Source organism: Cellulomonas humilata (genome assembly GCF_030814415.1).
Lineage (GTDB): Bacteria > Actinomycetota > Actinomycetes > Actinomycetales > Cellulomonadaceae > Cellulomonas > Cellulomonas humilata_A.
In genome coordinates this window covers 179,458-191,883 of the sequence record NZ_JAUSVB010000003.1, presented here as the reverse complement: position 1 = coordinate 191,883, position 12,426 = coordinate 179,458, and the positions used below count along the sequence as shown (strand labels likewise).

The window sequence follows — 12,426 nt, the reverse complement described above, 5'->3', positions numbered from 1 at the left end:
CTCCGACCACCTCACGAAGGGACGCAGGGCACCAGGCCTCGCGTCGCACACACCGGAGGCACCGAGATGAGCATCAGCCCGTTCCTGTGGTTCGACGACCAGGCCGAGCAGGCCGCGCAGCGCTACGTCGAGATCTTCCCGAACTCCCGCATCCTGTCGGTCGCCCGGTACCCCGAAGGTGCTCCCCAGGCCGGGACCGCACTCACGGTGAGCTTCGTGCTGGACGGCCAGGAGGTCCAGGCCCTCAACGGTGGGCCGGCGTTCCCGTTCACGGAGGCGTTCTCGTTCGCCGTCTCCGTCCCCGACCAGGCCGAGTGCGACCGCGTGTGGGACGCCCTGACCGCCGACGGCGGAGAGCCGGGCCGGTGCGGCTGGCTCAAGGACCGCTGGGGTCTGTCCTGGCAGGTCATCCCCGCCGCGCTCCCGGAGCTGCTGGGCGACCCGGACCCGGGCCGCGCCGGCCGCGCCATGAACGCGATGCTGACGATGGACAAGATCGACGTGGCGGCCCTTCACGCGGCCGCCGACGCGAGCGCCTAGCTGCCCAGGTCCGCCAGCCGCGGCACCGCGGGGGCCACGGTGTCCTTCACCCAGGCCGCGAGGCTGGTGTCCGCGGGCGTCAGGATCACGGACTCCACCCCGAGGGCGTCGTAGGCCCGCATCTCCTCGACGAACCCGTCGACGTCCCCGGCGAGCAGCTTCTCGCCGCGGGACAGCATGGTCACGCGGATCTCGGCGGGGTCGCGGCCGAGGTCCGCGCAGTGGCCGCGCAGGACCTCGAGCTTGTGCGCGACCTCGTCGGGCGTGGACGTGAACAGGTTGCACGCGTCGCCGTACTGCGCGACCAGGCGCAGGGTCTTGCGCTCGCCCGAGCCGCCGATGAGGATCTCGGGGCGCGTCAGCGGCTGGGGCGAGCACAGGGTCTGGGCCAGCTGGTAGTGCGTGCCGTCGTAGGGGCCGTCGTTGGTCGGGTCCCACATCTGCCGGCAGATCTGCAGGGTCTCCTCGAGGCGCTCGAACCGCTCGGACAGGGGCGGGTAGGGCACCCCCATCGCGCGGTGCTCCTCCTCGTACCAGGCGGCCCCGATCCCGAGTGTCGCCCGGCCGCCGGAGAGCACGTCGAGGGTGGCGTGGATCTTGGCCAGCAGGCCGGGGTGCCGGTAGGTCACGCCGGTGACCAGCACGCCGAGCTGCACCTCCGACGTGACGCCCGCCAGGTAGCCGAGCGTGGTGTACGCCTCGAGCATCGGGTCGTCGGCCGGGAAGCCGGCCGCGATCATCTGGAAGTAGTGGTCCATGACCGACACCCAGGCGACCCCGGAGTCCTCGGCCGCGCGGGCCGCGTCGGCCAGCTCCTGGCGCAGGGCGGTGGGCTCGACGGAGTCGAAACGGTAGAGGTGGACGCCAACGCGCACGGGATGCTCCTTCGACGGGGGTTTCCTGTCACCCTGCCCCTTGAAGCGCGCTCGAAGTCAAGCGGTCAGCCGACCACCCAGTCGGACATGACCAGCAGCACCACGTCGACGGCCGCGACCGCGATCGCGAACAGGAAGGGCAGCCGGTGGCGTCCCCCGCCCAGGGCGAGCACCGTCCCGACGATCGTCAGGCCGACGGCGAGCACGAGCGCCGCTGCGGCGGCTGCGCGGGGCGGTCCGGGCGGCGCCAGGACGACCAGGAGGGTCGCGGCGACGAGGGCCAGGGCCGTGCCGATGCTCGTCGCGGTCCCCCCGACGCGGTGCGGAAGGCCCCGGACCCCGGTGGTCTGGTCGTCCTGCAGGTCCGGCACCACGTTGGCCCCGTGCGCACCGATACCGAGCAGAGCACCCCCCGCCATCGCCCACCAGGCGGCGACCGGTGAGCCGGGCAGGGCCAGCGCGATGGCCAGCGGGAGGAAGCCGAACGAGAACGCGTACGGCGCCCACGACCAGACGGTGCTCTTGAGCCGGACGTTGTAGGCCCAGGCCGACGCCACGGTCGCCAGGTGCACCAGACCGGCCCGCCAGCCGAGCGCCAGCGAGAGCACCACGCACGCCGCCGCCGCGCTCAGCGCCGCGGTGCGGACCGTCCGGACCGCCAGCCGCCCGGCACCGACGGGCTTGTCCGTCCGTCCGACGGCCGCGTCCCGGTCCGCGTCGATCCAGTCGTTGGACCAGCCCACGGACAGCTGGCCCGCCAGGACCGCGGCACCGACCAGGGCCGTCGTCGCGAGGGGCGCGTCGGCCCCCGCGGCCATGGCGATCGCGAAGACGGTCACCGCGACGGCGGGCGCCGGGTGGCAGGCGAGCGCGAGGTCGACGACGCGCGACCCGCCGGCTCCTACGCCCACCCTGCTCACCTCCGCATCGACGCGTCATCGTCGCAGGTCGGGGTGAAGGTTCGGCACGACGGCCAGGACGCGTGCCGGACGTGCGGTCGCGTGGCACGATGCCCGGATGGCGCGTATCGCCGCTCTTGCCCCGGTCCTGCCCGAGCACGCCTACGCCCAGAGCGAGATCACCGCCGCGATGGCCCCTCTGCTGTCCGCGGACCCGCGGCGCTGGGCGACGATCGAGCGGATCCACGCGGCGACCGGCATCGAGACCCGCCACCTCGCGCTGCCGCTCGAGGAGTACGCGAGCCTGACCACGTTCACGGCCACCAACGACACGTTCATCCGCGAGGCGACATCCTTGGCGGCCGAGGCCTGCAGGCAGGCTCTCGCGGCGTCCGGGCTGGACGCGCAGGACGTCGACTACCTGCTGGTCACGACGATCACCGGCGTCGCCACCCCGTCGCTCGACGTGCTCCTGGTCGAGCGGCTCGGGCTGCGTCCCGACGTCAAGCGGGTCCCCGTGTTCGGGCTCGGCTGCGCGGCCGGCGCCGCGGGGATCGCCCGGGTGCGCGACTACCTGCAGGGCCACCCGCAGGACGTCGCGCTGCTCGTCTCGGTCGAGCTGTGCTCGCTGACGCTGCAGCACGGCGACGACTCGATGGCGAACATCGTGTCCGGCGGGCTGTTCGGCGACGGTGCCACGGCCGTCGTGATGGTGGGCAGCGACCGCGTGGACGACGTGCCCGGTCGCGTCGACGTCGTCGACTCCCGCAGCGACCTGGTCCCGGGCACCACCGACGTGCTCGGCTGGGACATCGGAGCCAGCGGCCTGCGGATCGTGCTCGGCGCGAGCCTCGCCGACATCGTCGAGGCGAACCTCGGTCCCGGCGTCGTCGACCTGCTCGCCGCGCACGGCCTCAAGGTCGCCGACGTCGGCACCTGGGTGGCGCACACCGGTGGACCGCGGATCCTGCAGGCCGCCGCGAGCTCGCTCGAGCTGCCCGACGAGGCCTTCGCCGCGAGCTGGCGGTCGCTGGCGCGGGTGGGCAACCTGTCGTCGTCCGGGGTCCTGCACGTGCTCGCCGACGAGCTGGCGACCGGCGGGCAGATCCCCGGGTCCGCCGGCGTGCTGTTCGCCTTCGGTCCCGGGGTGTGCACCGAGACCGTCCTGCTGCGCTGGACCGAGGAGTCGTAGGTGAGCTGGTACGACTGGCTGATCGTCGTCGTCGCGTTCGAGCGCCTGGCCGAGCTGATCGTCTCCCAACGTCATGTGACGTGGGCGTTCGCGCACGGCGGCATCGAGACGGGGAAGCGGCACTACCCGCCGATGGTCGCGCTGCACACCGGCCTGCTCGTCGCGTGCGTGGTCGAGGTGCACGTGGCGGACCGGCCGTTCATCCCCGCGCTCGGGTGGACCGCGCTGGCGTTCGTCGTCGCCGCGAACGCGTTGCGCTGGTGGTGCATCGGGACGCTCGGCAACCAGTGGAGCACCCGGGTCATCGTCGTGCCGGGGGTGGCCCTGGTCCGTCGGGGCCCGTACCGCTGGCTGAGCCACCCGAACTACGTCGCCGTCGCCGTGGAGGGCGCCGCCCTGCCCCTGGTGCACACCGCGTGGGTCACCGCGGTCGCCTTCACGGTGCTGAACGCCGTGCTCCTGCTCGGCTTCCGGATCCCGACCGAGGAGCGCGCCCTGCGGTCTGTCAGCCCGGCTCCGGCATGACCCCCGACGCGGACCTGCTGGTCATCGGTGGCGGACCGGTGGGGCTCGCCGTCGCGATCGAGGGGCGGCTCGCGGGCCTGTCCGTGATCGTCGTCGAACCTCGGGCTACGCCCGTGGACAAGGCCTGCGGCGAAGGGCTGATGCCCGGTGCGGTGGCGGCGCTCGCGCGCCTCGGCGTCGACCCGGAGGGCCACACCCTCACCGGGATCCGGTACCTGCGGGGCGCGCACACCGCCGACCACCTCTTCGCGGAGTCGCCCGGGCGCGGCGTCCGGCGGACCGTCCTGCACGCCGCCCTCGCCGCACGCGCGCTGGAGCTCGGCGCCGTCGTCGTCCCCGGCCGGGCGGGTGCGGTCGAGCAGGACGCGTCCTCCGTCTGGTGCGCGGGGATCCGGGGGCGCTGGCTCCTGGCCTGTGACGGCCTGCACTCGACGGTCCGCCGCCAGGTCGACCTCTCCACGCACCACCGCCTGCGCGCCCGGCGGTTCGGGGTGCGCCGCCACTTCCGGGTGGCACCGTGGACCGACCTCGTCGAGGTGCACTGGGGGCGCTCCGTCGAGGCGTACGTGACCCCGGTGGCCGACGACGTCGTCGGCGTCGCGCTCCTGGGCCCGGCCCACCACGACTACGACCGGACGCTCGACTCGTTCGTCGCCCTGCGCCACCACCTCGGCGACGCGGAGCGGCTCGGCCCCGCGCGCGGCGCCGGCCCGATGTACCAGCAGAGCCAGCACCGCACCGCAGGGCGCGTGCGGCTGGTCGGCGACTCGTCGGGCTACGTCGACGCCCTGACCGGCGAGGGCGTGCGGGTCGGGCTCGCCCAGGCGCACGCCGCCGTCGCGACGCTGGGCGAGGACGTCCGCCGCTCCAACGCCGCCTACGAGAAGGCGTGGACCGCGGCCACCCGCGACTACCGCGTGGTGACCAGCAGCCTGCTCGCCGCCGCGCGCACTCCCCTGCGGCGCGCCATCGTCCCGCTGGCCGTCACAGCACCGGGGCTGTACGGGGCGGTGGTCGAGCGCCTCGCGCGCTGAGTCAGGACGCGAACTCAGCCGGCCCGGCGGATGCCAGCGCGCTCGCGATCCGCGCGTGCATCTCCGCGGACATCGCCGGGAGCGCGTCGAGCGCGAACCACGCCGCCTCGGTGTTCTCGCCGTCGGCGGGGAACGGCTCGCCGGAGACGTACCGGAACAAGAACGTGTGGTCGAGGTACTGCGCGCGGTCCCCGTTGTCGTAGACCATCGGCGGCAGCGCGTGCACCCACGTGAGGCGCTCCGGGACCGCGACGACCGAGGCCTCCTCGAGCACCTCGCGGGCGCCCGCGACGGCCGGCTCCTCGCCCGGGTCGATGATCCCGGTCACCGGTGTCCAGGCGCCGTTGTCCGCTCGACGCACGAGCAGGACCTGATCGTCGCGGACGACGACGGCGGTCACGCCGGGCAGCCAGAGGAGGTCGTGGCCGACGGCGGAGCGCAGGGTGCGGACGTACTCGGGGATCGACACCTGGCCGATGGTACGAGGGCGCGTTCGGCCACCGGGCTCCCGGGGGTGAGAATGGACCGTCGCCGACCGAGAAGGACCTTGTGCCGTGAACCAGCCCCGCATGAACGTCGAGTCGTTCAACCTCGACCACCGGACCGTCGCCGCGCCGTACGTGCGCCTGGCCGACACCAAGCAGCTTCCCGCCGGGGACGTGATCCAGAAGTACGACGTCCGTTTCACGCAGCCGAACGTCGCGCACCTCGAGATGCCGACGGTGCACTCCCTCGAGCACCTGTTCGCGGAGCACTCCCGCAACCACTCGGAGCGGGTCATCGACTTCTCCCCGATGGGCTGCCAGACCGGGTTCTACCTGATCCTGCAGGGCGAGTGGGACTACGACGACGTCCTGGGCCTGGTCCAGGACACGCTCACGGACATCACGACGGCGACCGAGGTGCCGGCCGCGAACGAGGTCCAGTGCGGCTGGGGCGCCAACCACACGCTCTCGGGTGCCCAGGAGGCGGCGACGACGTTCCTGGCCGCCCGCGGGGAGTGGAGCCAGGTCACCGCATGATCGCCGTCGACGCGGTCATCGTCACCGCGATGCCCGACGAGTCGGCCGCGTTCCTCGCGCGTGCCGACGTCGTCGGCGACCCCACCCAGATGGGTCACGCCGAGCACCGCCTGCTCACCGTCTGCGGCCGGCAGGTGCTGCTGGTGCAGTGCGGGATCGGTCTGGTGAACTCCGCCACGGCCGCCGCCGTCGCCATCCAGGGCACGCACCCGCGGGCGGTCATCAGCGCCGGCAGCGCGGGCGGCGTCGGGCTGGACGTCCGGGTCGGCGACGTCGTCGTCGGGTCCGAGTACCTGTACTCCGGCGCCGACGCACGCGCGTTCGGGTACGAGCTGGGCCAGGTCCCGGGCATGCCCGAGGTGTACGAGGCGGAGCAGATCCTGCACGACGCCGCGGTGACCGCGACCGTCGACCTGCGCGTCCTGACCGGCACCATCCTGTCCGGCGACGCGTTCATCGACGCCAGCCGCATCGACCGCATCCGTGCGGCGTTCCCGGCGGCCATGGCCACCGACATGGAGTCGGCGGCGCTGGCCCACACGGCCCACCTGTACGGGGTGCCGTTCCTGTCGGTGCGCGGCATCTCCGACCTGTGCGGCCCGGTCGCGGGTGCGGACTTCCTCACGCACGTGGACGATGCTGCGGACCGGTCCGCCGCGGTCGTCATCGAGGTGCTCCGACGGCTGGCCGTCGGGGACATGGCCCACGCACGCTGACCGTCTCTCTCGCCGGACCTCTCACAGGAAGCGACCTGATGACCCAGAACCACGCCGTGCGCGTGCACCCGAGCGCCGACCGCCTGGCGCGTACCGACCAGCTGGCCTGGGCCATCGCGGAGGTCGCCGCCGACCCCGTCGAGGTGCCGGACGACGTGGTCGACATGATCATCAACCGCGTGATCGACAACGCGGCGGTCACGGTCGCATCCCTGACACGCACTCCCCCGTCGACTGCCCGGGCCCAGGCGCTCGCGCACCCGTACGCGGGTCCGCGCAACGGCGCGACGGTCTCCGGAGTGGACCCGGCCACGCGGGTCAGCCCGGAGTGGGCGGCGTGGGCGAACGGCGTCGCGGTCCGCGAGCTCGACTACCACGACACGTTCCTCGCGGCCGACTACTCCCACCCGGGCGACAACATCCCGCCGATCGTCGCCGTCGCGCAGCACACCGGTCGGGACGGGGCCGCGCTGGTCCGCGCGATCGCCACGGGCTACGAGATCCAGGTCGACCTGGTGCGCGCGATCAGCCTGCACGCGCACAAGATCGACCACGTCGCCCACCTGGGCCCGTCGGTGGCCGCCGGTCTGGGCACGCTGCTCGACCTGTCGCCCGAGGTGATCTTCCACGCGGTCGGCCAGGCACTGCACACGACGACGGCCACGCGGCAGTCGCGCAAGGGCGAGATCTCGTCGTGGAAGGCGTACGCCCCGGCGTTCGCGGGCAAGATCGCCATCGAGGCGGTGGACCGGGCGATGCGCGGCGAGACGTCGCCCACCCCCATCTACGAGGGCGAGGACGGCGTCATCGCCTGGATGCTGGATGGTCCCGACGCCGCCTACGACGTGCCGCTGCCCGCTCCCGGCGAGGCCAAGCGGGCGATCCTCGACACGTACACCAAGGAGCACTCGGCGGAGTACCAGTCGCAGGCGCTCATCGACCTGGCGCGCAGCCTGCACCGCGAGCGCCCGGACCTGACCAACCCGCACAACGTGGCGTCGATCGTCATCCACACGTCGCACCACACGCACTACGTGATCGGTTCCGGCGCCAACGACCCGCAGAAGTACGACCCGACGGCGTCCCGCGAGACGCTCGACCACTCGATCCCGTACATCTTCACGGTCGCGCTGCAGGACGGCGTCTGGGACCACGTCGCGTCGTACGCACCCGACCGGGCGGCCCGGGCGGACACGGTCGAGCTGTGGCAGAAGGTCACCACCACCGAGGACCCTGCCTGGACGGAGCGGTACCACTCGAGCGACCCAGCGCAGAAGGCGTTCGGCGGCCGCGTCGAGATCACGACCACCGGCGGAGAGGTCGTCGTCGCGGAGCTCGCCGTGGCCGACGCCCACCCGCTGGGCGCCCGGCCGTTCGCCCGGGAGCAGTACGTCGCGAAGTTCCGCTCGCTCGCGGCCGGGGTGCTCGCGCCCGACGAGATCGAGCGGTTCCTCGACGTCGCCCAGCGCCTGCCGTCCCTGACCGCCGACGAGCTTTCCGGCCTCACGGTCGTCGCACCCGCGGGCTGGCTCGACACGGTCAGCACCCCGGAAGGACTCTTCTGATGCTCTACGCGACCGCGACCCCCGCGGACAAGCGCGTCGCCCTGCGGGACGGGCTCGCGTCCGGACGCCTGCTGCGGCTCCCCGGCGCGTTCAACCCGCTGTCCGCGCGGCTGATCGAGGCTAAGGGCTTCGACGGCGTCTACATCTCGGGGGCCGTGCTCGCCGCGGACCTGGGGCTGCCGGACATCGGGCTGACGACGGCCACCGAGGTCACGCAGCGCGCCGGCCAGATCGCTCGCATGAGCAACCTGCCCGCGATCGTGGACGCGGACACCGGGTTCGGCGAGCCCATGAACGTGGCCCGGACGGTCCAGGGTCTCGAGGACGCCGGCCTGGCGGGCTGCCACATCGAGGACCAGGTCAACCCGAAGCGCTGCGGGCACCTCGACGGCAAGGCGGTGGTCGACGACGACACCGCGCTCAAGCGCATCCGGGCCGCGGTCGACGGTCGCCGGGACCCGAACTTCCTCATCATGGCCCGCACCGACATCCGGGCCGTGGACGGCCTGGCGGCGGCGATCGACCGGGCCAAGGCGCTGGTCGACGCCGGTGCCGACGCCATCTTCCCCGAGGCGCTGACCGGTCCCGACGAGTTCGAGGCCGTGCGCGCGGCGGTCGACGTGCCGCTGCTGGCCAACATGACCGAGTTCGGCAAGGGCGAGCTGCTGACCGCGCGCCAGCTCGAGGACATCGGCATCAACATCGTCATCTACCCGGTCACCCTGCTCCGGCTGGCCATGGGCGCCGCGATGACCGGGCTCGATACCATCCGCGCCGAGGGCACCCAGGCCGGCCTGCTCGACAAGATGCAGACGCGCGCCGAGCTCTACGAGCTGCTCGACTACGAGGCCTACGGCCAGTTCGACACGAACGTCTTCAACTTCACGCTCTGACCAGCACCTCTGCTCTTTCTCACGCACGAGTCCCGTCAACGACGATGGAGGCACACCGCATGACCGAGACCGACACGCAGATCCACAAGGGCCTCGCCGGCGTGGTCGTCGACACCACCGAGGTCTCCTCGGTCGACGCCGCCAGCAACTCGCTGCTGTACCGCGGCTACCCCGTGCAGCAGCTGGCGGCGCGCTGCTCGTTCGAGGAGGTCGCGTACCTGCTGTGGCACGGTGAGCTGCCCACCCCGGACCAGCTGGCCGAGCTGGAGGCGGCCGAGAGGTCGCAGCGGGTGCTCGACGACGACGTGGTCCAGGCCGTGCTGTCGCTGCCCACCACCTGCCACCCGATGGACGTGGTGCGCACCGCCGTGAGCGTGCTCGGGGCGCACGACCCGACCGAGGAGGACTCGTCGCGCGAGGCGAACCTGGCCAAGTCGGTGCGGCTGTTCGCGCAGCTGCCCGGGGTCGTGGCCCTCGACCAGCGCCGTCGCCGCGGGCAGGACCCCGTGGCACCGCGCGACGACCTCGGGTTCGCGGAGAACTTCCTGCACGTCACGTTCGGCGAGGTGCCGGACCCCGTCGTCGTCAAGGCGTTCGAGGTGTCGATGGTGCTGTACGCCGAGCACTCCTTCAACGCGTCCACGTTCACCGCCCGCGTCATCGCCTCGACCCTGTCGGACCTGCACTCCGCGGTCACTGGCGCGGTCGGCGCGCTCAAGGGTCCCCTGCACGGAGGCGCCAACGAGGCGGTCATGGCCACGTTCACGGAGATCGGCACCGCGGACCGCACGGCGGCGTGGCTCGACGACGCCCTGGCGAGCAAGCGCAAGATCATGGGCTTCGGGCACCGCGTCTACAAGCACGGCGACTCCCGGGTGCCGACCATGCGCGAGTCGCTGGTGACCCTGGTCGAGCACTACGACCGGCAGGACATGCTCGACCTGTACGACGCGCTGGAGTCCGCGATGACCGAGCGCAAGAACATCCTGCCCAACCTCGACTACCCCACCGGCCCCGCGTACCACCTCATGGGCTTCGACACCCCGACGTTCACGCCGCTGTTCGTCGCCAGCCGGATCACGGGCTGGACGGCGCACGTGATGGAGCAGCTGAACGCGAACTCGCTGATCCGGCCGCTGAGCCAGTACGTGGGCCCGGCCCGGCGGGACGTGCCGTAGCGAGCACGACTGGGCGGGTCAGGCCGGTGCGATCGGTCGCCCGACCGTGAGGGCCTCCCGCATCGGTGCGTCCAGCGCCTGGTACGCAGCGTCCGGTTCCGCACCCACGGCCTCCAGGACTGTGCTGAAGAAGCACCGCGCGGCCGCGGCGAGCACAACGTCGAGGACCTCGTCGTCGGTCCACCCGAGGGCGCGCAGCTCGTCCAGGTCGATGGGCCGCATGTCCGCCGCCCCCGCCGCGACCTTGTCGGCCAGCCGGGCGACCGCGTGGTCGACCTCGGTCAACTCGGGCGAGTCCTCGCCGTCCGCGAGCGCGCGCACGGCGTCCGGACTCATGTGCGCGGTCGCCAGGACCTTGCCGTGCGCCAGCGCGCAGTAGCTCGACCGCAGCCGCAGCGCCGCCGCGGTCGTGGCCACCTCGTAGCGTCGAGGGTCCATGCCCTTGATCGCCCCGTTGAGGCCTTGCCACGCGCGCAGGACGGCGGGTCGGTGCGCGAAGACCCGCGTGTAGTTGGCGACGTGGCCGAGCGACGCCCGGTCCTTCTCGAACGCCTCCGTCACCTCGCCCGTGGGGTCGTCGTCGTCCGGCGTGGCGTCCTGGATCCAGCTCATGGGCAGATCATGGCGGTGCGGGTCCGTCGGCGTCGAGCACGGTCGTGCGGCAGAGTCGGGACCATGTCCGACGCCCGCATCGTCGCCGCCGCGGTCGCCAACAACGCCTCCTGGTGCGACCTCGTCTGCCGCGCCGTCGGTCTGCCCACCGTGCTGGGCCGTGACCTCTGGTCAACCTCGCGCCGCTCCCCCGACGCCTACCCGGACGCCGTCACGCTGCGACCCGGGGTCCCCGTGGCCGCCGTGCTCGCGGCAGTCGACGACTCCGACGGCGCCTCGGTGAAGGACTCGTTCGCCGACCTCGACCTGGCGCCGCACGGCTGGTCGGTCCTGTTCGAGGCGCAGTGGCTGACCCTTCCCGCCGTGCCGGCGGCGGCTCCCGGACTGCCGTGGCGGACCGTCGACGGCCAGACCCTGCCGCTCTGGCTCTCCGCCCACGGCTCGGCGGCGATCCGGCCGAGCGTCGTCGACGACCCGGACGTGCGGCTGCTGCTGGCGGCCGACGCCGACGGCCCGGTCGCCGTCGCCGCGCTCAACCGCTCCGGCGCGGGCGCGGACACCGTCGTGGGTCTCTCCAACGTGCAGGTGCTGCGCTGCGAGCCCGAGCTCGTGTGGTCGGAGCTCGCGATGCTCGCCCGTCGCGAGCTCGGCGCGCACCGGCTCGTCGGCTACGAGTCGGGACCGGACCTGCTCCCGCCCGTCGCGGTCGGGTTCGAGCCTGTCGGGCGGCTGCAGGTCTGGGTCCGCTGACGGCTACGGCTCGATCTCGAAACCCGCTAGACCCTCCGGCGCCTCGTCGATGACCTCGACGCCGGCCACCTGGGCGCCACCGGGGCCGGACCGGCACCAGGCGACGAGCGCCTCGACAGCCTCGGCGGGCCCCTCGGCCACGGCCTCCACGGCCCCGTCGGCGCGGTTGCGGACCCAGCCGTGCACGCCGAGCCGGCGCGCCTCACGGGACAACGACCACCGGTAGCCGACGCCCTGCACCATCCCGCGGACGACGAGGTGCCGGCGGATCACGTCGCGGCCCCGGCGTTGCTGTACTCGGCCGGTCCGAACACGACGAGTACCTGCAGGTCCTCGGTGATGTCGACGAACCGGTGCGGTTCGAGCGCGGGCACGAACGCGACCGCACCCGGCCCCACGTCGACGGTCACGTCCGGCGTCCACAGTCGCGCGCGGCCCCGGAGGACCACGTAGACCTCGTCCTCGGTGTGCGGCTGCTGCCCGTCGACGTCCCCGACGGCAAGCACGTAGGTGCCGACACTGAGGTCGGGGACCCGCAGGTGCTCGGTGTACGCGGTGGGGCCGGGCAGCCCTGCGCCGGTCAGGAGGTGCATCCGCCCAGTGTGGCCGCCGGGGTTGCCTCCGG

General features: G+C 73.0%; 16 protein-coding genes. 10 read left to right on the top strand and 6 right to left on the bottom strand.

The genetic code is table 11. The features are described 5' to 3' along the window. Positions 1 to 66 precede the first annotated feature (66 nt). Complete coding sequence (locus J2X26_RS11930) at positions 67 to 540, top strand: VOC family protein (RefSeq protein WP_307492537.1); 474 nt, start codon at positions 67 to 69, stop codon at positions 538 to 540. On the opposite strand, the gene J2X26_RS11925 is transcribed toward J2X26_RS11930, so the two are convergent. Both J2X26_RS11925 and J2X26_RS11920 read right to left on the bottom strand, forming a co-directional pair. Beyond that, positions 537 to 1,415: an LLM class F420-dependent oxidoreductase gene (locus J2X26_RS11925; protein WP_307492536.1), complete on the bottom strand. Its 879-nt coding sequence runs from the start codon at positions 1,413 to 1,415 to the stop codon at positions 537 to 539. The two genes, J2X26_RS11930 and J2X26_RS11925, sit on opposite strands and share 4 nt — an antisense overlap. Before the next feature lie 65 nt (positions 1,416 to 1,480). After that, on the bottom strand, positions 1,481 to 2,326 hold the full coding sequence (locus J2X26_RS11920; RefSeq protein ID WP_307492535.1) for a UbiA family prenyltransferase: 846 nt from the start codon (positions 2,324 to 2,326) through the stop codon (positions 1,481 to 1,483). 106 nt (positions 2,327 to 2,432) lie between these two features. Here J2X26_RS11920 and J2X26_RS11915 point away from each other — a divergent pair, with 106 nt between their 5' ends. The 3 genes from J2X26_RS11915 to J2X26_RS11905 are packed head-to-tail and all read left to right on the top strand — an operon-like array spanning position 2,433 to position 5,065. Further along, positions 2,433 to 3,506 (top strand): type III polyketide synthase, encoded by a 1,074-nt coding sequence (locus tag J2X26_RS11915; protein WP_307492533.1) that lies wholly within the window; start codon positions 2,433 to 2,435, stop codon positions 3,504 to 3,506. Further along, positions 3,507 to 4,031, top strand: a complete 525-nt coding sequence (locus J2X26_RS11910; RefSeq protein WP_307492531.1) for an isoprenylcysteine carboxyl methyltransferase family protein — start codon at positions 3,507 to 3,509, stop codon at positions 4,029 to 4,031. Then, a complete protein-coding gene (locus J2X26_RS11905; RefSeq protein WP_307492529.1) occupies positions 4,028 to 5,065 on the top strand; it encodes an NAD(P)/FAD-dependent oxidoreductase in 1,038 nt (345 codons plus the stop codon). The genes J2X26_RS11910 and J2X26_RS11905 overlap by 4 nt, the downstream gene beginning before the upstream one ends. 1 nt (position 5,066) lies before the next feature. Here J2X26_RS11905 and J2X26_RS11900 read toward each other — a convergent pair whose 3' ends face one another. Next, positions 5,067 to 5,534 (bottom strand): NUDIX hydrolase, encoded by a 468-nt coding sequence (locus tag J2X26_RS11900; protein WP_307492528.1) that lies wholly within the window; start codon positions 5,532 to 5,534, stop codon positions 5,067 to 5,069. 100 nt (positions 5,535 to 5,634) lie between these two features. Here J2X26_RS11900 and J2X26_RS11895 point away from each other — a divergent pair, with 100 nt between their 5' ends. The 5 genes from J2X26_RS11895 to J2X26_RS11875 are packed head-to-tail and all read left to right on the top strand — an operon-like array spanning position 5,635 to position 10,439. Continuing rightward, a complete protein-coding gene (locus J2X26_RS11895) occupies positions 5,635 to 6,087 on the top strand; it encodes an S-ribosylhomocysteine lyase (RefSeq protein WP_307493160.1) in 453 nt (150 codons plus the stop codon). Next, positions 6,084 to 6,803, top strand: coding sequence for a 5'-methylthioadenosine/adenosylhomocysteine nucleosidase (locus tag J2X26_RS11890; protein WP_146846310.1), 720 nt, complete (start codon positions 6,084 to 6,086; stop codon positions 6,801 to 6,803). Before J2X26_RS11895 ends, J2X26_RS11890 begins: the two co-directional genes overlap by 4 nt. A 38-nt stretch (positions 6,804 to 6,841) precedes the next feature. Beyond that, positions 6,842 to 8,368: an MmgE/PrpD family protein gene (locus tag J2X26_RS11885; protein ID WP_307492525.1), complete on the top strand. Its 1,527-nt coding sequence runs from the start codon at positions 6,842 to 6,844 to the stop codon at positions 8,366 to 8,368. Beyond that, positions 8,368 to 9,261: a methylisocitrate lyase gene (gene prpB, locus J2X26_RS11880; RefSeq protein WP_307492523.1), complete on the top strand. Its 894-nt coding sequence runs from the start codon at positions 8,368 to 8,370 to the stop codon at positions 9,259 to 9,261. The genes J2X26_RS11885 and prpB overlap by 1 nt, the downstream gene beginning before the upstream one ends. A gap of 59 nt (positions 9,262 to 9,320) precedes the next feature. Beyond that, positions 9,321 to 10,439, top strand: coding sequence for a bifunctional 2-methylcitrate synthase/citrate synthase (locus tag J2X26_RS11875; protein WP_307492521.1), 1,119 nt, complete (start codon positions 9,321 to 9,323; stop codon positions 10,437 to 10,439). 18 nt (positions 10,440 to 10,457) lie between these two features. Here J2X26_RS11875 and J2X26_RS11870 read toward each other — a convergent pair whose 3' ends face one another. Continuing rightward, a complete protein-coding gene (locus J2X26_RS11870; RefSeq protein ID WP_307492519.1) occupies positions 10,458 to 11,051 on the bottom strand; it encodes a carboxymuconolactone decarboxylase family protein in 594 nt (197 codons plus the stop codon). 63 nt (positions 11,052 to 11,114) lie between these two features. Here J2X26_RS11870 and J2X26_RS11865 point away from each other — a divergent pair, with 63 nt between their 5' ends. After that, entirely contained in the window at positions 11,115 to 11,801 is a 687-nt protein-coding gene (locus J2X26_RS11865; RefSeq protein ID WP_307492518.1) for a hypothetical protein, read from the top strand. Positions 11,802 to 11,804: 3 nt separating this feature from the next. Here the strand turns inward: J2X26_RS11865 and J2X26_RS11860 are convergent, their stop codons facing one another. Both J2X26_RS11860 and J2X26_RS11855 read right to left on the bottom strand, forming a co-directional pair. Beyond that, positions 11,805 to 12,074, bottom strand: a complete 270-nt coding sequence (locus tag J2X26_RS11860) for an acylphosphatase (protein ID WP_307492517.1) — start codon at positions 12,072 to 12,074, stop codon at positions 11,805 to 11,807. Next, on the bottom strand, positions 12,071 to 12,394 hold the full coding sequence (locus J2X26_RS11855) for a cupin domain-containing protein (RefSeq protein WP_307492516.1): 324 nt from the start codon (positions 12,392 to 12,394) through the stop codon (positions 12,071 to 12,073). Before J2X26_RS11855 ends, J2X26_RS11860 begins: the two co-directional genes overlap by 4 nt. Positions 12,395 to 12,426 lie beyond the last annotated feature (32 nt).